This is a genomic window from Campylobacter devanensis (genome assembly GCF_002139915.1).
In the GTDB taxonomy this organism is placed as follows: domain Bacteria; phylum Campylobacterota; class Campylobacteria; order Campylobacterales; family Campylobacteraceae; genus Campylobacter; species Campylobacter devanensis.
In genome coordinates this window covers 392,220-411,092 of sequence record NZ_CP018788.1, presented here as the reverse complement: position 1 = coordinate 411,092, position 18,873 = coordinate 392,220, and the positions used below count along the sequence as shown (strand labels likewise).

21 protein-coding genes are annotated in these 18,873 nt (G+C 35.0%); 9 read left to right on the top strand and 12 right to left on the bottom strand.

Going from position 1 to position 18,873, the window contains the following annotated elements; translation table 11 throughout:
- The first annotated feature begins 5 nt into the window (after positions 1 to 5).
- From CIGN_RS02095 to thiS, 9 genes are all read left to right on the top strand, one after another.
- Positions 6 to 617: a phosphoribosylanthranilate isomerase gene (locus tag CIGN_RS02095; protein ID WP_086268852.1), complete on the top strand. Its 612-nt coding sequence runs from the start codon at positions 6 to 8 to the stop codon at positions 615 to 617.
- Positions 614 to 1,795, top strand: a complete 1,182-nt coding sequence (trpB, locus tag CIGN_RS02090; RefSeq protein WP_086302083.1) for a tryptophan synthase subunit beta — start codon at positions 614 to 616, stop codon at positions 1,793 to 1,795. The genes CIGN_RS02095 and trpB overlap by 4 nt, the downstream gene beginning before the upstream one ends.
- The gene (trpA, locus tag CIGN_RS02085; RefSeq protein ID WP_086234011.1) at positions 1,788 to 2,534 is read left to right on the top strand and encodes a tryptophan synthase subunit alpha; all 747 of its coding nucleotides are present in this window, start codon (positions 1,788 to 1,790) and stop codon (positions 2,532 to 2,534) included. Before trpB ends, trpA begins: the two co-directional genes overlap by 8 nt.
- A gap of 108 nt (positions 2,535 to 2,642) precedes the next feature.
- On the top strand, positions 2,643 to 3,062 hold the full coding sequence (locus CIGN_RS02080; protein ID WP_086302082.1) for a chemotaxis protein CheX: 420 nt from the start codon (positions 2,643 to 2,645) through the stop codon (positions 3,060 to 3,062).
- Positions 3,059 to 3,364 (top strand): flagellar motor switch protein FliN, encoded by a 306-nt coding sequence (fliN, locus tag CIGN_RS02075; protein ID WP_086229877.1) that lies wholly within the window; start codon positions 3,059 to 3,061, stop codon positions 3,362 to 3,364. The genes CIGN_RS02080 and fliN overlap by 4 nt, the downstream gene beginning before the upstream one ends.
- Positions 3,361 to 4,506, top strand: coding sequence for a hypothetical protein (locus tag CIGN_RS02070; protein WP_086302081.1), 1,146 nt, complete (start codon positions 3,361 to 3,363; stop codon positions 4,504 to 4,506). Before fliN ends, CIGN_RS02070 begins: the two co-directional genes overlap by 4 nt.
- 19 nt (positions 4,507 to 4,525) lie before the next feature.
- Positions 4,526 to 5,713 (top strand): tetrahydrodipicolinate N-succinyltransferase N-terminal domain-containing protein, encoded by a 1,188-nt coding sequence (locus CIGN_RS02065; RefSeq protein ID WP_086302080.1) that lies wholly within the window; start codon positions 4,526 to 4,528, stop codon positions 5,711 to 5,713.
- Between the two features lie 9 nt (positions 5,714 to 5,722).
- Positions 5,723 to 7,315: an ABC-F family ATP-binding cassette domain-containing protein gene (locus CIGN_RS02060; protein WP_086241733.1), complete on the top strand. Its 1,593-nt coding sequence runs from the start codon at positions 5,723 to 5,725 to the stop codon at positions 7,313 to 7,315.
- Positions 7,315 to 7,515 carry a sulfur carrier protein ThiS gene (gene thiS / locus CIGN_RS02055; RefSeq protein ID WP_086277262.1) on the top strand — a complete coding sequence of 67 codons (201 nt, stop codon included), beginning with the start codon at positions 7,315 to 7,317 and terminating at the stop codon, positions 7,513 to 7,515. The genes CIGN_RS02060 and thiS overlap by 1 nt, the downstream gene beginning before the upstream one ends.
- A gap of 228 nt (positions 7,516 to 7,743) precedes the next feature.
- Here thiS and flhB read toward each other — a convergent pair whose 3' ends face one another.
- Genes flhB through greA form a run of 12 tightly spaced genes read right to left on the bottom strand, consistent with a single transcriptional unit; the run spans position 7,744 to position 18,833 of the window.
- Positions 7,744 to 8,820 (bottom strand): flagellar biosynthesis protein FlhB, encoded by a 1,077-nt coding sequence (gene flhB, locus CIGN_RS02050; RefSeq protein WP_086228752.1) that lies wholly within the window; start codon positions 8,818 to 8,820, stop codon positions 7,744 to 7,746.
- A gap of 9 nt (positions 8,821 to 8,829) precedes the next feature.
- Positions 8,830 to 9,963, bottom strand: a complete 1,134-nt coding sequence (gene nspC, locus CIGN_RS02045; protein ID WP_086289728.1) for a carboxynorspermidine decarboxylase — start codon at positions 9,961 to 9,963, stop codon at positions 8,830 to 8,832.
- A 53-nt stretch (positions 9,964 to 10,016) separates the two neighbouring features.
- Complete coding sequence (gene pth, locus CIGN_RS02040; protein WP_086302079.1) at positions 10,017 to 10,562, bottom strand: aminoacyl-tRNA hydrolase; 546 nt, start codon at positions 10,560 to 10,562, stop codon at positions 10,017 to 10,019.
- Complete coding sequence (locus CIGN_RS02035; RefSeq protein ID WP_086227339.1) at positions 10,562 to 11,098, bottom strand: 50S ribosomal protein L25/general stress protein Ctc; 537 nt, start codon at positions 11,096 to 11,098, stop codon at positions 10,562 to 10,564. The genes pth and CIGN_RS02035 overlap by 1 nt, the downstream gene beginning before the upstream one ends.
- Before the next feature lie 57 nt (positions 11,099 to 11,155).
- On the bottom strand, positions 11,156 to 12,136 hold the full coding sequence (locus tag CIGN_RS02030; protein ID WP_086239158.1) for a transaldolase: 981 nt from the start codon (positions 12,134 to 12,136) through the stop codon (positions 11,156 to 11,158).
- A gap of 10 nt (positions 12,137 to 12,146) precedes the next feature.
- Positions 12,147 to 12,770 (bottom strand): phosphoserine phosphatase SerB, encoded by a 624-nt coding sequence (gene serB, locus CIGN_RS02025; RefSeq protein ID WP_086229884.1) that lies wholly within the window; start codon positions 12,768 to 12,770, stop codon positions 12,147 to 12,149.
- Between the two features lie 9 nt (positions 12,771 to 12,779).
- Positions 12,780 to 13,280, bottom strand: a complete 501-nt coding sequence (locus CIGN_RS02020; RefSeq protein ID WP_086232868.1) for a chemotaxis protein CheW — start codon at positions 13,278 to 13,280, stop codon at positions 12,780 to 12,782.
- Positions 13,281 to 13,289: 9 nt separating this feature from the next.
- Positions 13,290 to 15,650 (bottom strand): hybrid sensor histidine kinase/response regulator, encoded by a 2,361-nt coding sequence (locus tag CIGN_RS02015; protein ID WP_086302078.1) that lies wholly within the window; start codon positions 15,648 to 15,650, stop codon positions 13,290 to 13,292.
- Between the two features lie 10 nt (positions 15,651 to 15,660).
- Positions 15,661 to 16,617 carry a chemotaxis protein gene (locus CIGN_RS02010; RefSeq protein WP_086225514.1) on the bottom strand — a complete coding sequence of 319 codons (957 nt, stop codon included), beginning with the start codon at positions 16,615 to 16,617 and terminating at the stop codon, positions 15,661 to 15,663.
- Positions 16,610 to 17,326 (bottom strand): UDP-2,3-diacylglucosamine diphosphatase, encoded by a 717-nt coding sequence (locus CIGN_RS02005; protein ID WP_086302077.1) that lies wholly within the window; start codon positions 17,324 to 17,326, stop codon positions 16,610 to 16,612. The genes CIGN_RS02010 and CIGN_RS02005 overlap by 8 nt, the downstream gene beginning before the upstream one ends.
- Positions 17,323 to 18,339 (bottom strand): N-acetyl-gamma-glutamyl-phosphate reductase, encoded by a 1,017-nt coding sequence (gene argC, locus CIGN_RS02000; protein WP_086302076.1) that lies wholly within the window; start codon positions 18,337 to 18,339, stop codon positions 17,323 to 17,325. The genes CIGN_RS02005 and argC overlap by 4 nt, the downstream gene beginning before the upstream one ends.
- A gap of 8 nt (positions 18,340 to 18,347) precedes the next feature.
- A complete protein-coding gene (greA, locus tag CIGN_RS01995; protein ID WP_086225517.1) occupies positions 18,348 to 18,833 on the bottom strand; it encodes a transcription elongation factor GreA in 486 nt (161 codons plus the stop codon).
- Positions 18,834 to 18,873 lie beyond the last annotated feature (40 nt).

Here is an 18,873-nt window from a genome sequence, read left to right as displayed (position 1 = left end):
TTAAGATGAAGCCATTAATCAAAATTTGCGGTATCAAAAATTTAAACGAAGCCAAAAGCGTCTGCGAGTGCGAATTTGACGCTCAAAGGGTGGATTTTATCGGTGTGATTTTCGCTCAGAGTAAAAGGCAAGTTAGCTTAGAAATGGCTAAAAATATTGCTGATTTGGCTCATAAATTTGGTATAAAAGTTGTTGGAGTATTTGCTGGGATTGAGTTTGATAAGATAGCCAAGATAGTGAATTTAACGAATTTAGACGCTGTTCAAATCTATGAAAAAGTAGATGATAAAGCCAAATTTGGTTGCGAAGTTTGGCAAGTTTTTAGCGTGGATGAATCATTACCAGAGCTTAATGGGAGTTATGATAGAGTATTATTTGATACAAAAGGTGAAAAAAAGGGTGGAAATGGGGTTAAATTTAATTGGGATTTACTAAAAAATTTAGATATCAAATTTGGTTTAGCCGGTGGAATCGGTGTAGAAAATTTAAAAGAAGCTATAAAGCTTAAACCAAATTTAATTGATATAAATAGCAAAATAGAAGATGAGTTTGGGTTTAAAGATAGCAAAAAGATATATGAAATTTTAAAAATAGTTAATTTAGGAGATTTAAGATGAATGCAAAAGCCTATTTTGGTAAATATGGTGGCCAATTTGTTCCTGAAACCGTGATGAGCGCATTAAATGAGTTAGAAGTTGCTTATGAAAAAATAGCTAGTAGCGATGAGTTTAAGGCTGAGTTAAATGAGCTTTTAAGAGATTATGTAGGCAGACCAAGCCCATTGTATCACGCCAAAAGGCTAAGTGAGCATTATGGGCATGATATCTATCTAAAAAGAGAAGATCTCAATCACACAGGAGCTCACAAGATCAATAACGCCCTAGCCCAAGCTTTGCTTGCCAAAAAAATGGGTAAAAAGAAGGTCTTAGCCGAAACAGGCGCTGGCCAACACGGCGTAGCTACTGCGACTGCGGCGGCGCTTTTGGGTTTGGAGTGCGATGTTTATATGGGTGAATGCGATACCAAAAGACAGGCTCTAAATGTCTATAAAATGCAGCTTTTAGGGGCTAATGTAGTGCCTATTAGCGATGGACTTGGCACGCTTAAAGAGGCCACCACGGCAGCTATTCAAGCGTGGGTAAATGAGATAGAAACAAGATTTTATGTGATTGGTTCAGCTGTTGGGCCTCATCCATACCCAAAAATCGTTAGAGATTTCCAAAGCATAATCGGCACTGAAGCCAAAGCACAATTAGATGAAAAAGGCGTAAAAGCTGATTATATCATCGCTTGCGTGGGCGGTGGAAGTAATGCTATAGGCATATTTTCAGCTTTTTTAGATGATCTAAGTGTAAATATAATAGGCGTAGAAGCCGCTGGGCTTGGTATAGAGACTAAATACCACGCAGCGACTCTAACTAAGGGCGCTGATGGCATAATCCATGGGATGAAAACCATCGTTTTACAAGATGAATTTGGAATGATTTTACCCGTTCATAGCATAAGTGCGGGGCTTGATTATCCAGGTGTTGGGCCCGAGCATGCACATTTACAAGATATAGGTAGAGTAAGCTACTACGCTGTTAGTGATGATGAGTGCATAAATGCTCTAAGACTTCTATCAAAATTAGAAGGGATAATACCAGCTATTGAGAGCTCTCACGCCCTAGCCTATTTAGATAAGCTATGTCCTACACTACAAAAACGCTCAAATATTGTAGTAAATGTAAGTGGTAGAGGCGATAAAGATATGCATACTATAATGGATTATAAAAAAGGAACAATATATGGATAAGATAGCAAATGCTTTTAAAGGCAAAAAAGCAAATATCGGCTACATTGTAGCTGGATATCCTAGCTTAGAATACAGCAAAGAGTTTTTAAATTTACTTGATGATAGCGTGCTTGATATAATTGAGATTGGAATACCTTATTCTGATCCTTTAGCAGATGGCAAACTTATAGCCAACGCAGCATTTCAAGCATGCCATAACGGAGTAAATACAACAAAAGTTTTTGATATGCTAAAAGGTGTTAAAACCTCTAAAGCATTGGTATTTTTAGTATATTACAATATTATTTTAGCTTATGGCGAAGATAAATTTTTACGCCAAAGTTTAGAGTGTGGTATTAGTGGAATTTTAGTACCTGATATGCCTTATGAGGAGAGCTGCGAGTTTGCTCTTAAATGTCAGCAATATGGCATTAGCTTAATTCGCCTTATTGCCCCTACAAGCACTAAACGCTCAAAAGAGATTCTAAGCGGCTCTAGTGGATTTATATATGCTGTTGGCTCTCTTGGCGTAACAGGTGGCGAACAAAGCTCACTAGATAGACTCAAAGATATGATTGAGTTTATAAAAGACAATACCAATTTACCTGTCGCCATAGGCTTTGGGGTCAAGAATGCTAGCGATGTCAAAAAGGTAAAAGAGTATGCAGATGGCGCAATTATAGGCACAAAAATTGTAGAGATTACAAGCAAATTTGACCCACAAACCGCACATCAAAAGATAAAAGAGTTATTTGAATAGTTACACAATTTGGCTAAATTTCAAACTAAAATCAGTCAGAATTTAGTCAAATAAACTCTTTTAAAGCTAAATTTTGTATAATATTAGCCAAAACTTAAGGAGATTATAATGCTAAATGCTATCAATTATGCTACTAGACACTTTTGCACTGATGTATTTGGTTACGAGATAAAAGAGGGAAAAAGTCTAGGAAAAGACCTATATGGTGCTAGTATTCCCTTATATAAAGATGATATAGAGTTTCAATTTTATCTATATTTTAAAAAAGAGACTTTAGAGCTTTTTGTAGATAAACTATTTAACACTGAAGAGGCTAAAAAGACTGATTTAGGCGATTTAAGCAGAGAGGTAGCTAATCAAATCGTAGGTTATGCCAAGAATCTCTTAAGTGATAATAATGATGGAATTTATAGGCTTGGTACACCTGAATTTTTAGGCAAAGTTGAGAGATTTCCAGTTAGACTTGAAAAATCTCATATCTTTAAAATAAAAAATAAAACTTTCAAAATAGGTTATAAAAAAGTATGAACGAGACAAATACAAGCCAAAATGGATTATTTCGTGACTACGATGAGTTGCTAGATATTGGCGTAGAGTTTATTAGTGATCTTGGTATGACTACTATTAGCGTACGTGAGCTTTTACGACTTGATGTTGGTTCAGTTATAGATTTAGATAAACCAGCTGGTGAAAGCGTAGAACTATACATCAATAATAGAATATTTGGCAAGGGCGAGGTAATGGTGTATGAAAAAAACTTGGCAATCCGTATAAATGAGATATTAGATTCTAAATCTGTAATCCAATATTTTAGAAGAGAGCTAATATGAAAATTTGGCTTTTAATATTTATAGCCTTGCCAATTTGGGCAGCAAATCTACTTACTCACAATATATATGAACGTGATGAGCGTATCGATATTATGCTTAGTTTTGATGCTCCATATGATGGCACTATAAAACAACAAAATAACGCTGATTTAACCTATATCATCCTAAGCGATCTATCTTTAAAAGGTCAAGTAAGCAAGCAGATAAAATCAAATATTATCCAAAATATTTTAATTACCTCAGCTAATAATAGTGCTACACTGCAGCTAAAATCATCTAAGCCAATCTCTATAGTTGCCTCTAAAACTAGCGATAAATTTGGTCTTAGAATTCGTGTAACACCACAAATCCCAATTAAATCTACCAATCAGTCAGCTATAGAAAAAACTGCCCAATCAGCACAAAATATCAAACCAACACAAGTTGCAAACACTCAACCAAAAGAACAAAATCCACTAGCTAATATCCCGACCAAAAAAGATAGTGGTGATGATATGTATACAAACTACATTATAGTAATTTTAGTTCTATTTACACTCTTTGTTTTTTTAATGTTTATCAAAGCTAAATATACAAAAAAAAATCAACAAGCCAAAAGCATACAAACTACTAAAACTACTATAAATACACCAAAAGTTACGCCAAATCCAAAACCATTTGATATTGCTACACCAAATCCACAAGTATCGCAAAATTATCAAGCCGCTGATTTTCAAATAGAACAAAATCATCAAAGTACTACAAATTCACAATCGGCACAAAGTTATCAAACAACTCAAGATTTTCAATCCTCACTAAATTTGCAAGCAAACTCAAACTATAAAACCGCTTCAAATTTTCAAGATACTACAGCTTCTATAAGTAACTTTAATTGGAGCGATGAGAGTGTAGATGTCCTCTATGAAAAGTCATTAGATGCCCAAAATAAAGTAGTTTTACTAAACTACGAAAACCAAAAATATTTAGCCTTAGTAGGCAATTCGAATGTACTTTTGGATAAATTTGGCGAAGATGGAATAAAAAGTCAAGATGATTTTGAACTAATTATACAACAAAGCAAGCCAAAACTAAATAGCTATCTACAAGAGCGTAAAAATGCTCTAAGTAGCTACAAAGATATGATGGATAAAGAGTCAATTTAATTAAATAAAAGGAAAGATTATGAATATTAAAAATTTAAATGATTTAAAAAAATTTACCGATGAGATTCGTTCTCAAGCTGGCTATAAAGATCCAATTGCATTTGCAATCGGTAGAAGCATAAAAGGTAAATCAGCCAAAACAATCAGCGTAAATTACGCAGTAGTAAATATGAATGAAAATTATGGAAGTGCAGCTGTATTAAGCTGGGCAATTGAAAAAAATGGTATAAAAATCGATAATAGTGGGAGTGAATTTGTAGCACCGATTAACTCAGCTATTACAGCTGATGCGCTTAATGTATTTGATTTTTTACTAGATGAATGCGAAGGCGATAAACACAAAAATGTTCAAAATCTATTAGTAGTAGATGAAATTTTAAATGATGGCGAGATGGAAAATGATGTTGAATTTGTAGTAACATTTTTATATAGCGATGATGCACCAAAAAGCGTTGAAGCTGTCTATCTAAAACTATATCTACTATCACTAAATAAAGCCGAAATTCGATCACTAAATCTTAATGGCGCTTTTGGTTTATTACCAAATCTAGCTTGGGATAGTGATGGCAATCCACACGAATTAGACAATTTAAGAGAGAATGAAATTTGGCTAAAGATGAAAGGCTGGTATCCAAATATAGTAAGCGTAGATAAATTCCCACGCTACTTAAATCACATAATACCAAGCGATAATACTAGAATCTTAGATAGTGCAAAAGTAAGAATGGGTGCGGTTCTAGCACCAGGCACAACAGTAATGCCAGGCGCTTCATATATCAACTTCAACTCTGGGACAACTGGATCAGTAATGGTAGAAGGTAGAATCTCAAGCTCTGTAAGCGTAGGAGATGGAAGCGATGTAGGCGGTGGTGCGAGTATTTTAGGCGTACTAAGTGGCACAAATGGCAATCCAATTAGCGTAGGTAAAAGATGCCTTTTAGGTGCTAATTCAGTAACTGGCGTACCTCTTGGCGATGATTGTATCATAGATGCTGGTATAGCAATTCTTGAGGGTACAAAAATATATATAAGCGATAAAGAGGCTCTTGAAAAAGTAAATCCAGGGTTTAAATTTGATAAAGAGATATATAAAGCACTTGAACTAGCCAATCTAAATGGAATTCACTATCGCCAAAATAGCCAAACAGGTCAAATCACAGCTAGCATTAGTAAAAGAGCTATTAAGCTAAATGCTGACTTGCATTAAGGAATAGTAATGGTTGAAATCAAAGGCTTAACACACCGTTTTGGCTCTCAGCTACTATTTGAAGATGTAAATTTAAAGCTAAATTCGCACAATCGCTATGGCCTAATCGGCGCAAATGGTGCTGGAAAATCTACATTTTTAAAGATTTTAAGCGGCCAAATAGAACACACTAGCGGCGATATAATCATAGAATCTAATAAAAAAATCGGCGTCTTAGGCCAAGATCAATTTGCATTTGAAAATTTTACCTTAAAAGATGCTGTTTTATGGGGAAACAAAAGACTATATGATGCAATCAAGGAGAAAGAAAAGCTCTATTTAAGCGAGGAATTTACTGATGAGATTAATGAACGCCTTAGCGAACTTGAGATCATCACTGCTGAAGAGGACCCAACATATGAGTATGAAACAAGGATAGAAAAAATCCTAAGCTCACTTGGCTTACATGAGTATGATAAATTAATGAGCCAAATCGAAAGCAGCGATAAGGTAAAAGTCTTGCTCGCTCAAGTGCTATTTCCTAAGCCTGATATTTTATTTCTTGATGAGCCGACAAACAACCTTGATATCGATGCAATTGCATGGCTAGAAAGAGAGCTAATCAATCACGAAGGAACTCTAGTAGTAATCAGCCACGATAGACACTTTTTAAATAGAGTTTGTACGCATATTTTGGATGTGGATTTTAAACAAATTAGAGAATTTAGCGGTAACTATGACGATTGGTATATCGCAGCAAATTTAGTCGCTAAACAAGCTGAAATGGAGCGTGATAAGAAGTTAAAAGAGCGTGAAGAGCTTGAGAAATTTATAGCTAGATTTAGTGCCAATGCTAGTAAAGCAAAGCAAGCCACAAGTAGAGCCAAACAGCTTGAAAAACTCCAAATCAATGAGATTAAAATATCTAGCCGCCGTGATCCTAGTATTTTATTTAGAACTAATCGTGAAATTGGCAATGAGTTAATAGAATTAACTGCAATAAATAAAAAATTCGATGATAATGTGATTTTGGATAATTTCAATTTTAAGATGAATAAAGGCGATAAAATCGCAATCATCGGAACCAATGGCGTAGGTAAATCTACTTTATGCAAGATTTTAATGAGCGAGTTAGAAGCAGATAGCGGTAAAGTGCATATTGGAGCAACAATTGAGTTAGGATATTTTGCGCAAGATAGCTCAAATAAAATTACTGGAACATTAAAACTATATGAGTGGCTACAAGATAGCAAAAATAAAGACCTAGATGAGATCCGTAAATGCTTAGGTAGAATGCTATTTAGTGGAGCTGAGCAAGAAAAAGAAGTTGGCAGTTTAAGCGGTGGAGAAAAGCATAGATTAATGCTATCTAAGCTTATGCTACAAAGGGCGAATTTGCTTATCTTAGATGAACCAAATAACCATCTAGACCTAGAAGCTATCATTGCTTTAGGTGAAGCGTTATATAACTTTAGTGGTAGTTGTATCTGTGTAAGCCACGATAGGGAGTTAATTGATGCCTTTGCCAATAGAATATTACACCTAAAAGGTAATGGTGAAATTATAGACTTTAAAGGTAGCTACGAAGAGTATCGTACAACCTATGCAATGGATGAGAAGTAATGCAAATTTGGCTAAACTCAAATCTAATTAATATCGCTGATGATAGCAATCTAGCCCAGCTCATAGAATCTCAAAACTATGATAGCAATAGAGTTGCTGCCGAAGTTGATATGCAGATAGTCCCACGGACTATCTGGAGTGAATTCAAACTAAAAGATCAGATGAAAATCGAAATTGTTGAATTTGTCGGTGGTGGCTAAGTAGTTGATTTAATTACTATATCATTATATACATTAAGAAAACCATTAAGGCAATACTCTACTAAAGCCTTTTTGTGTTTCATACCAATTACTATTTTTTAAGTAAAACCATTATATGTGTCATAAGTAATACCAACTGCTATTAAACATTCTATAGAAGAATCTCAGCTAACCAAAATAAAGATAACATCTTATACCATAAGCAATGCATATGATAAAAATAAACACTTACCCATTTAATCTTTTAGCAAATTTAGTCTTATTGCCTAAATATACAAATGTAAGTACTTCAGCCACAGCCTTAAATAGCGTAGCTGGAATCTGATCATCAACATCGCACAATCGGTATAACTCACGAGCCAATGGTGGATTTTCTACTATTTGCACTCCATGCTCAATGCCAATCTGTCTAATTCTTAGCGCTAAATGATCCACGCCTTTAGCTAGCACTACAGGCGCTGATTCTTTATCTTTATCATAACGGATAGCTACAGCATAGTGAGTTGGGTTAGTTATAATAGCATCAGCTGCTGGAATATTTTGCATCATACGCTTCTTGGCTGCTTGCATCTGAAGCTGACGAATTCGCCCTTTGACACGAGGATCTCCATCCATTTGCTTGTATTCATCTTTTACCTCTTGTTTGGACATCCTAAGCCCTTTAAAATATTGATACCTTACGATAAAAATATCTGCAATTGCAATCAGCATAAAGAGCAAGAGCATAATCCCAGCTAGAATAAACATTTTATTTCTAAGCCAAACTAACTGGTCAAACATCGTGTAAAACATTGTATAAGGCAACTCGGTAATAAATTGTAAAAATACATAAAACGCACAGCCAAAAATTGCCGAAACTTTAACTACAATCTTAACCGTCTCCACAGCTTTTTTGAGTGAAAAAAGATTAGCAAGACCTTTAATTGGGTCAAGTTTAGAGAAATTTGGCGTAAGCGGCTCGGTAGTAAAAATAAAACCAAACTGCATAACATTAGCAATAATACCTGCGATCATCACGCAAATTAATAGCGGTAAAAGTATCAGCAAACACTGTAAAACCGAATGAATTACAATCTTAAAAAACAGCTCCCTAGTAAGCGGGGTACCAATTATATCTTGATAATATAGATACAAATTCATTACTCGATCGCCCATAAATCCCATCAAAGCAATGAGTGCTACACATCCTACAAGCAATGTTACAAAGCCGCTCATATCTTGAGATTTAGGGACATTACCTTTATTTCTAGCATCCTCAATCTTCTTGGCGGTGGCCTCTTCGGTTTTTTCTTGTTCGTCTGCCATTTAATCTACTTAGTTTCGTTTTGCATAATCATCATAACCAAATTCACGCCAAATAGCGACATTGCCACTCTCATCCATCATTGCCAAACTTGGAAGCTTAACGCCATTAAATGTGGTATTTTTAACTATTGTATAGTGAATTTGATCCTCAAAAATTACCCTATCACCAATATCTATTGGCTTATCAAAGCTGTAAATTGGCTCACCAGCCTCAGCTCCTACTATATCACCAGCTAAGCAAGTCGCTCCACCAAATCTGTAACAAAATTTACCATCAACTCTCTCACCTCTAATTTTTGGACGATATGGCATTAAAATCGTATCAGGCATATGACATTCAGCCGAGGCATCAATTATACAAGTTTTTTGCTCATTATCTACAATATCAAGCACACTTGCAATCAAAAATCCGCACTCCCAACCTACAGCTTCACCTGGTTCAATATAGACTTGTACACCATATTTTTGGGAAAAGTTTTTAATTAAATTTATTAATAGCTCTATATCGTATCCTGCTTTTGTAATGTGATGGCCTCCACCAAAGTTAATCCATTTCATACGTGGAATAATCTGACCAAATTGCTCTTCAAATGCTTTTAAAACAATCTCTAAGCTTTGAGCACTCTCCTCGCAAAGTGCGTGAAAATGCAATCCATCAATTCCATCAAGCTCGCTAAATTCAAAGTTTGTTTTAGTAATGCCTAAACGAGAATATTTTCCACATGGATTATACATATCAGTTGGACTAGCTGAGACATTTGGATTGACACGTAAGCCTATGCTAGCTTTACTATTTTTAGCCTTAGTAGCAAATCTTCTCCACTGTGCAAAACTATTAAAAACAACATGATGGCTAATTGATAAAACTTCATCTATATCATCATCGCTAAAAGCTGGAGAATAGGTATGAATTTCTCTAAAACCATGCTCTTTAGCATATTTAGCTTCTATTAAACCACTACATGTAGCACCATTTAACATTTTGGAGACAAGTGGCATACCAGGGGAAAAAGCAAAGCCCTTAAGCGCACAAAGCACCTTAGCTCCACTCTCCTTAGCAACATGACTAAGTATATTCAAATTTGACTTAAGTTTCGCCTCTTCACAAACATAGGCTGGAGTTTTAATATCTTCTAATTTCATGTTAATCCTAAATTTAATTTTGGTATTATATCAAATTTAGGATTAAGATAATTTTATGCTTTAAGTGTAAATTTAGATGAAATAGCTGCAATATCACCAGAATTTGCTAAGGCTAAAACAGCTTCTTTAGCATGAGATAAAATTTTATTAAGTTGCGTCATCTCACTATTATCAAATTCACCCAAAACATAATCAATAACACTTCTATCACTACGCCCTATACCTATGCGAACCCTATCATAATTATTACCTATTAAAGAATCAATAGATTTGATTCCATTATGGCCACCACTACTTCCGCCATTTTTAAATCTCATCGCACCAAAAGCGATATCAAGATCATCATGGATAACGATAATGTGATTAGGTTTGTAAAAATCATTTACAGCTTTTAAGGATTTGCCACTTGAATTCATATATGTAGATGGTTTAAGAAGAAGAAGTGAGCCATTTTTGTATAGCTCACCTTGAAATTTAGCCGAACTTACATCGCTATATCCACCATCTTTTAAGATTAGATCGATAAGCATAAATCCAACATTATGGCGAGTATTTTCATACTCTTTGCCAATGTTGCCAAGTCCGGCTATTAGAGTCATTACTTAGCTTTTACCACACCTAAGACAGCTACACGACCTGCATCGATGATGCGGACATTTTGTGGAGCCTCGATATCACGAACTAAGATAGTATCATCAATATCAAGTGGCGATACATCTACTTTAAAGCTATCTGGAAGGTCTTTGCCTTTACATTTAACTTTTAAGCGTTTTTTAGATTGTAGTAAAACACCTTTATTTTTGATACCTGCTGGAGTACCTACAGGGACAACTGGGACAAGGTATTTAGACTCAACTTCTGGTAAAACAACTTTTAAATCAACATGCTTTAAAATACTTGTTACTGGGTGTTTTTGGTAATCTACAACCACAACATTATAGGTTTTACCACCTACGCTGACATCAAATTTCAAACCGCTTTTAGCCTTAACAGCTTTGATAAAATCATTTACTTTAAAAGCAGCATTGATATTTTCAATACCTTTTGCGTAAATGTTAGCGATTAGATAACCATCTTTCCTAAGAGCTTTCGTGCTTCTTTTGTCAATACTCTCTCTAACAATGCCTTCTAACATTATCTTTCCTTAAAATAAAATAAGCGGCAATTATAGCTAAAAAATCTAAATTTAAGCTTATGATAATGATGTCAAAATTTCATCAAAAGCCGCTACAAATGCATCCAAGCCATCATCTAAAAGCTTAGCACAAACCTTATTATAATCCACTCCAGCTTCTTTAGCTTTAGTCATAAATGTATCTATTTCCTCGCTACTTGGTATAGTTTTTGGAGTAAATTCGCCACTTGCGATAAATGATTTAATAGTATCAAGTGGCGCTGTATTAATTGAATTTGGATACAAAAGTTCTTTAATATAATAATCTGCTGGAAGTTGATTACTCTTTACTCCAGTACTTGCAAATAGTGTTCTTACATTTCTTTGGCCAGCATTTTGAATTTTGTTATAGATATTTGTAGCATTATAAATTCCAAATTTACCAGTCTCTTCAAGCTTTTCATCAAGTAGTCTATCAAACCTGCTTACAAACACGCTAATCACTCCTTGAGGAAGTGGAGTCTGTGGAAATTTTTTACTATATTTTTTAGTACCTTCTTTAAATGCGTCTAAACAATTTTGCGCTTGGTCTTTAGAGAAAATCAGTGTTGCATTTACATTAATTCCCTTTTTCATCAATTCGCACATTGCATCAAATCCAGATGATATAGCTGGAATTTTAATCATCACATTTGGCATCTTAATCGCATTATATAATCTTTTTCCCTCATCGATGATATCACTAGCTAAGATCAAATTTGGATCTACTTCAATACTTACAAAGCCATCGTTTCCAGCTGCATAATTAGCAAGCATTTTATGTGCTGCCATTTTAATATCGTTTGTAGCTAAAATTTCATATATCTTTTTTGCGCTTCTTTTGCTAAATTTGGCTTTTTGTTCACTATAGGCTTGTGAATTACAAATCGCCTCTTTAAATATACTTGGATTACTTGTAGCTCCATTGATTGTGTCATTTTGAATTAATTCTATAAATTCTGAATTTATAAAATCACGCTCTAAAAAATCACACCAAAGAGAAAAGTTAATATCTCTCATTTTCTACCTTTTATATAATTTTTTTAATCTCATTTAAATCTTTAATATCTATGATGTGAGTTGCTGCCTCTTTTAGTATCTTATTTGCACAAAATGCAATACCAGTGCCAGCCTCTTTAAACATAGATAAATCGTTTGCTCCATCGCCTACGCAGGCAACCTCATCGCTACTTAAACCCATAAAATCTTTAAGTCGTAAAAGCATCTTGCCCTTAGAGTCACCAAACATCATCTCGCCACCGACATTACCAGTTAAAATACCATTTTTATGATGAAGCTCATTTGCAAAATTTAGATCAAAGCCAAGCTTTTTTTGTGCTGAATCAGTAGCAATATGAAACCCACCACTAAATACAACTGTCTTAATATTTTTAGATTTTAGATATGCGATTATCTCTTTTGCACCGGCAATAAATGGTAAATTTGATGTAATTTCTAGTGCCCTACTAAGTTCTAAACCCTCAATCAATCTAACACGTCGTACTAAACTCTCGTAAAAATCAAGCTCGCCCGCCATCGCTCTAGCAGTTATCTCGCCAACTTCTTTATCCTTGCCCATCGCACTTGAGAGGATGGTGATAGTCTCACCATCCATTAGCGTAGAATCAAAATCAAAAACACAAAGTTTTATCATGTAAAAACCTTAAAAATCACGCTTTAATAAAGATTCAACCTTTAATATCGTTAAGATATTATTATCTCTTTTGCCAATACCTTGTATCATACCTTTATCTTTTGCCAAAGTTTCAGGTGGCTGGTCAATTTGATTAGTCTTTATTCTAATCGCTTCAGTTAGCCTATCTATAACAAACCCTGCGATATTCTCGTTATCTTGCATAACGATATATCTAGTATTTGGGGTCATTTTGCTAGGTTCTAGATTAAATCTAATTCTTAAATCTATTAAAGGAATTACACTACCTCTAAGATTAAACACACCTAACACATATGGCGGGACGCTAGGTACTCTTGTATACTCAATTGGCTTAATAATCTCTTTGATATATAAAATCGGAATAGCAAATTCCTCTTCCCCAACGATAAAGCCTACAAGCTGTTCTATCTCTTCTCTATCTTTAGTATTTTCTGGTTCATTTATTTGCTGTTTTTGTCTTTGTAAAACTTCACCTAATCTATCGCTCATTTTACTTCCTTACACTAGCTTTATATTTTTTCTTACGACATTTTCTAGGTATTCTGGTGAGTATGGTTTGGTGATATACTCAGTCATACCTACTTCTACGCCTCTTAAGCGGTCGCTCTTGCTTGTTCTACTGGTAACGGCAATTAATGGCAGATTGCGATATTTAGAGTATTTTCTAATCTCGCCTGCTAGGGTATATCCATCCATTCTAGGCATTTCAATATCTATTAGCATCGCATCTATGCTGTGATCGCCTGATTTTACTATATTTAGTGCTTCTATACCATTTGTTGCCTCAATCACAGTTACGCCGATTGGTTCAAGCGATTTTTGCATAATTGTTCTATCCATCTTAGAGTCATCTACGATTAGGACTTTATAATCGCTTGGTTTTTCTTTTTTAGACATTTGTGCGCTTGATTCCATACTGGCTCTGATATCTACTTTAATCTCTTTAGCCATATCCATAATCATACCTACATCTACAATTAGAGTTACCTTACCATCGCCTCTAATTGTACCACCAGCAATTCCACGGATATTTTGCAAGTAGTTACCAAGTGATTTAATAACAATCTCCTCCTGGCCAATCAAGCTATCTACAATAATACCAAGCTTACTATCAGCTACATTGATTACAACTACATAGGTTTGATCGCCACTTTCAAATACCTGCTTAACTCCAAACAGATCACCAAGTCTAACAAGACTAAGAACTTCATCACGAAGTCTAAGGACATTTTTACCTTCAATAGTGTAAATATTATCTACTGGAACTCTAACAGTCTCTTTTACGCTTGCTAGTGGTATAGCGTAGAATTCCTCTTGAGAGCCTACTAACAATGATTGGATAATAGCTAAAGTTAGTGGAATTTTGAGTTTCATTATCGTGCCTCTACCTACTTCGCTATCTATATCTATAATACCGTTTAGCTTTTCGATATTTGTCTTGACAACATCCATTCCCACGCCACGACCGCTAACATTTGTAACTTGCTTAGCCATAGAAAATCCAGGCTTAAATATAAGCGAAAATGCCTCTTTATCAGTCATGCTATCAACTTCTCTTTCTGTGATTAAGCCTCTTTCTAATGCTTTCATCTTAACAGCTAAAGCGTCAATTCCCTTACCATCATCTACTATTTCAACTACGATATGATTGCCTTCATTATAAGCTTTTAGTTGAATAATACCTTTTTCAGGTTTGCCAGCTGCTAATCTCTCTTTAGGACTTTCAACACCATGGTCACATGAATTTCTAATGATATGAACTAGCGGATCGCCAATCTCTTCTACGATTGATTTATCTAGCTCTGTCTCTTCACCGCTTATTTCTAGATCAATTTGCTTACCTAGTTCACGACTTAAATCACGCACCATTCTTGGGAATTTGTTAAATACTTTAGCAATTGGTAGCATTCTAGTCTTCATAACAGCTAACTGGATATCAGTTGTTACTAAACTTAATGCACTTACTACTTGGTTTAACTCCTCAAGGAATTTTTCACCCTCATATCTCTCTTCTACATCATCATAAATTTTAAGAAGTCTATTTTTACCAAGAACTAGCTCACCGATTAAATTCATCAAGTTATCAAGTCGCTTCACCTCGACCCTAATAGTTTGTTCTACAGCTGAGGCGCTAGAATGAGCTGGAGCATTTGATTCTTTTGACTCTTTTTTAGGCACTGGTTTAACAGCTGGAGTTGGTGCTGGTTCTGGTGCTGGGGTTGATTCAGGAGTTTGCACAGCTGATTGTTCGCTATTTTGTTTTTGCTTATCACGTCTAGCTTGATCTTCAGCTTTACGAACTTTAAGCAATCTTTCGATCTCAGCTTCTACTTCAGCTTCGCTTAAACTATTTACATCCACCTCTGGCTCTTGATCCATTGCTGATTGTGGCTCTAAATGACTATCTTGCTTAGATTGCGCCTCTTCTTGTGGCTGTGTAGATATATTATGATCAGCATTTGGATCTCTGCCTTCATTAATAGCAGTTAATCTATCGCATATATCAGATATATTCACACCCGCATCAACATCATTTCCACGCTCTCTAATGCTTCTTAAAAGCGCTTTCATCATATCAACTGATTCTAACACTACATCCATAATATCTGGAGTTATCTTTAACTCTCCGTGGCGAGCTTTATTTAACACATCTTCCATATGGTGAGTAAGCTTTGTTAAAACATCAAAATTTAAAAATGACGAGCTACCTTTGACTGTATGAGCTACACGAAATATCCTATTTAATAATTCTAGATCCTCAGGATTAGCCTCTAACTCGACTAAATCATGGTCAATTTGCTCAATAAGCTCAAATGCCTCGACTAAAAAGTCTTCTAGTATCTCTTGCATATCATCCATAAATCACCTCTTAACTGATATATTTTTTGCGTGATTCAATCACTTTTGAAACAGCGGCATAAAATTCTGTAGCATTAAATTTAGTTAAGAACACATCACCGCCTGCATCCTTGCCATGAAGCTCACTAAATTCATTACTCAATGATGAGTTAAAGATAATAGGAATATTAGCAAATCTCTTATCATCTTTTACATTAGCTGCAAAGTGAAATCCATCCATCTGAGGCATCTCAACATCGCTGATAATAACACGTAGATTTTGTTCTAAGTCATTTTTATACATTGAGTAAAGATCTTCTAGCTTCTCAAGTCCTTCAACGCCATCTTTTGCCTCTACTACTCTTAAACCCATTTTTGTTAGTGCATCACTAACTAAACGTCTAGCTGTAAGGCTATCATCTAAAATTAGTGCTACACCACTAAATTTATGTATCTCATTTACCTCAACTTCCATTTTTGGCTGATATATTCCTAATTCTTCAACAATACTTTCTAAATCCAAAATAAGTAAAACATCATCATTTTCAATTCTTGTTACGCCTGTGATTTTAGATCTGTCTAAAGTTCCAGTTCCAGCACTTCCAGCAAAATTTGCTGGTTCAATATCTTTCCAGTTTATACGTCTAATTCTTTTAGCTTCATGAACAATAAAACCAATAAATATATTACTAAACTCAGCAATAATAACTCTAGGTTTTACAAAGGCCTCTTTAGGCTCTTCAATTTGCATCCATTTAGCAAGGCTAATAACTGGAATAACTACGCCACGAAGGTCAAAAATCCCCTCAATATAATCGGGCGTGCCTGGTAGTTCGGTGAGATTTGGCATTTTGATTATCTCTTTTACTTTAGCAACATTGACACCGTAAATACCCTCATATACAGTATCTTTGCCCTTTTTTAAGATGCGAAAATCAACAAGCTCCATCTCATTCGAACCCGTTTTTAAGATATTATCATCAAACATTTGGGCTCCTTATAAGTTGAAATTTAATTTCATCGGCGTATTCTACAATAAAATAACTACGCTCAGACGCAAAACAAGGTAAATTTATATAATCTTTTGAATTTATCTCAAATCTAACCCCTTGATGATAGTGTCCTTCAATTACAATATCACCTTGGTAATTAGCGATTTTTTGACTTATTAGCTCTTTGAAATTTGGTATTTTATAGGATAAATTCTTATCTTTTTGAGTAGATAAAATCCACTTAGATATCTTGTGATTTAAACTCTTATCTATAAAATCCATCAATTTTAAAAACCTATTATTTCTAAGAAATTTAAGTATATTTTGTGTAAAAAATCCCAAAAATATATCGCCGTGAGCTATTGCTACACGCTTATCATCAAGGGTAAAAATAGCTGGTTGAGATGAGATAGGATAGATTGTAATACCCTTAAAAACAGAGCTAAGATTAAAATCATGATTGCCTTCAAAATAGTGAATTTCACTCTTTTTAGCAAGCAAATTTAGCTCTTCAATCCACTCTTTATAAAATATTTGAGTATAGCTAGTGGAGCTAAGAAAATCAAATATATCACCAACCAAAAATATCTGTGGTGGCAGCGGCAAAGCGCCATTATTGAAGCTTTTAATAAGTTTTAAGAATTGAGATCTTTTAGCGTTTTCATGTGCATCAGCTATAAGAATCGCCCCATCTAAAATTCTCATATAGAATTCCCAATAATCGGCAAAGCCACCGCCTCATCTATCCCGAGCATTAAATTCGCATTTGCTAAAGCTTGAGATGAAGCGCCACGAAGAAGATTATCTATGCTAGAATTTATCCAAATCTTGCCCCCATTATTTATCGCAAAAATATCGCAAAAATGCGTCCCAGCGACATCTTTGATACTAACTGGCTCACGCCTAATGCGTATAAATTTCTCATCTTTATAAAAATTTTCTAAAACGCTTATTGGGTCAATATCCTTAAATTCAGGCTTTAAAACCCCATAGCTACTAACTAGCATTCCACGACTAAGCGGGATTAAATGTGGCACAAACATTACATCAATATTGGTATTATGAGCTAAATTCAGATGCTCTTTAATCTCATCGCTATGCCTGTGAGTAAGTGGCGAATAGGCATTCATATTCTCATTTACGCTTATGAAGTGGCTACTAGATTTTAGGCTCTTTCCAGCTCCGCTTAATCCGCTTTTAGCATCGATCATAACACCAAATTTAGGATCTAGCATATTGGCAAAAGGCAACAAACCCAAAAGCGAACAAGTAGGATAGCACCCCGGATTAGCTACTAAATTTGACTTTTTAATCCTATCTCTATTCATCTCCACTAACCCATAAACGGCATCTTTTAATCCATCTTTATCCAAATGAGCGCAATATTTCTTCTCATAATTTTCTAAGCTCACACGATAATCAGCCGATAAATCTACGATTTTTATATCGCTTTTTCTTAGCTCTTTAGCGATTTTCATTCCTTCGCTATGTGGCAAAGCCAAAAATACTAAATCACATCTAGCCTTGATTTCATCGGTATTTGCTGCTTCGATTGGCATATCAATAACGCCTTTTAAACTAGTAAAGCTTTGAGCCAAATTCCCACTACTACTAGCCCCCGCATAGCAAAGCTTAAAATTTGGATGAGCCACTATCATTTTAACTAATTCAAGCCCCGTATAACCACTAATTCCAACTATCCCTACATTTATTTTCATATTTAACCTTAACTAAATTTAATCGGTTTATAGCATACTGAAACCACCTCTATCTCGCTTTTACCATTTGGCAAGGTCAAAATCACCTCATCGCCTGCTTTTTTGCCGATTAATTGCTTAGCAATTGGTGTTGAAATAGAGATTAGCCCACGGCTAAGATCGCTCTCGGTTATCCCTACGATAGTGTATGTCGTCTCAACTTCGCTATCGATATCCATTATAGTTACAGTTGAGCCAAATTTAACCTTATCATGCTCATACTCACTAGGGTCAATTACCTTAGCTCTGCTTACTATATCACTAAGTTCGGCTATGCGATTTTCTATAAAGGCTTGTTTCTCTCTAGCAGCGTGATACTCGGCGTTTTCTTTTAGGTCGCCGTGGCTTCTTGCTATATCTATCTCTTTTACTATCGCTGGTCTTTGGATTGTCTTTAGATCTTTTAATTCAGCTGTAATCTTCTCATAACCATAGATTGTCATTGGTTCTGTCATGGCTTTTCCTTTTAAATTTGATTTGGGATTTTATCCTATT

What these genes read in the sequence shown, in the direction of transcription:
- CIGN_RS02095 (WP_086268852.1), top strand. Translation starts at nt 6, where the DNA reads ATGAAGCCATTAATCAAAATTTGCGGTATCAAAAATTTAAACGAAGCC.
- trpB (WP_086302083.1), top strand. Translation starts at nt 614, where the DNA reads ATGAATGCAAAAGCCTATTTTGGTAAATATGGTGGCCAATTTGTTCCT.
- trpA (WP_086234011.1), top strand. Translation starts at nt 1,788, where the DNA reads ATGGATAAGATAGCAAATGCTTTTAAAGGCAAAAAAGCAAATATCGGC.
- CIGN_RS02080 (WP_086302082.1), top strand. Translation starts at nt 2,643, where the DNA reads ATGCTAAATGCTATCAATTATGCTACTAGACACTTTTGCACTGATGTA.
- fliN (WP_086229877.1), top strand. Translation starts at nt 3,059, where the DNA reads ATGAACGAGACAAATACAAGCCAAAATGGATTATTTCGTGACTACGAT.
- CIGN_RS02070 (WP_086302081.1), top strand. Translation starts at nt 3,361, where the DNA reads ATGAAAATTTGGCTTTTAATATTTATAGCCTTGCCAATTTGGGCAGCA.
- CIGN_RS02065 (WP_086302080.1), top strand. Translation starts at nt 4,526, where the DNA reads ATGAATATTAAAAATTTAAATGATTTAAAAAAATTTACCGATGAGATT.
- CIGN_RS02060 (WP_086241733.1), top strand. Translation starts at nt 5,723, where the DNA reads ATGGTTGAAATCAAAGGCTTAACACACCGTTTTGGCTCTCAGCTACTA.
- thiS (WP_086277262.1), top strand. Translation starts at nt 7,315, where the DNA reads ATGCAAATTTGGCTAAACTCAAATCTAATTAATATCGCTGATGATAGC.
- flhB (WP_086228752.1), bottom strand. Translation starts at nt 8,820, where the DNA reads ATGGCAGACGAACAAGAAAAAACCGAAGAGGCCACCGCCAAGAAGATT.
- nspC (WP_086289728.1), bottom strand. Translation starts at nt 9,963, where the DNA reads ATGAAATTAGAAGATATTAAAACTCCAGCCTATGTTTGTGAAGAGGCG.
- pth (WP_086302079.1), bottom strand. Translation starts at nt 10,562, where the DNA reads ATGACTCTAATAGCCGGACTTGGCAACATTGGCAAAGAGTATGAAAAT.
- CIGN_RS02035 (WP_086227339.1), bottom strand. Translation starts at nt 11,098, where the DNA reads ATGTTAGAAGGCATTGTTAGAGAGAGTATTGACAAAAGAAGCACGAAA.
- CIGN_RS02030 (WP_086239158.1), bottom strand. Translation starts at nt 12,136, where the DNA reads ATGAGAGATATTAACTTTTCTCTTTGGTGTGATTTTTTAGAGCGTGAT.
- serB (WP_086229884.1), bottom strand. Translation starts at nt 12,770, where the DNA reads ATGATAAAACTTTGTGTTTTTGATTTTGATTCTACGCTAATGGATGGT.
- CIGN_RS02020 (WP_086232868.1), bottom strand. Translation starts at nt 13,280, where the DNA reads ATGAGCGATAGATTAGGTGAAGTTTTACAAAGACAAAAACAGCAAATA.
- CIGN_RS02015 (WP_086302078.1), bottom strand. Translation starts at nt 15,650, where the DNA reads ATGGATGATATGCAAGAGATACTAGAAGACTTTTTAGTCGAGGCATTT.
- CIGN_RS02010 (WP_086225514.1), bottom strand. Translation starts at nt 16,617, where the DNA reads ATGTTTGATGATAATATCTTAAAAACGGGTTCGAATGAGATGGAGCTT.
- CIGN_RS02005 (WP_086302077.1), bottom strand. Translation starts at nt 17,326, where the DNA reads ATGAGAATTTTAGATGGGGCGATTCTTATAGCTGATGCACATGAAAAC.
- argC (WP_086302076.1), bottom strand. Translation starts at nt 18,339, where the DNA reads ATGAAAATAAATGTAGGGATAGTTGGAATTAGTGGTTATACGGGGCTT.
- greA (WP_086225517.1), bottom strand. Translation starts at nt 18,833, where the DNA reads ATGACAGAACCAATGACAATCTATGGTTATGAGAAGATTACAGCTGAA.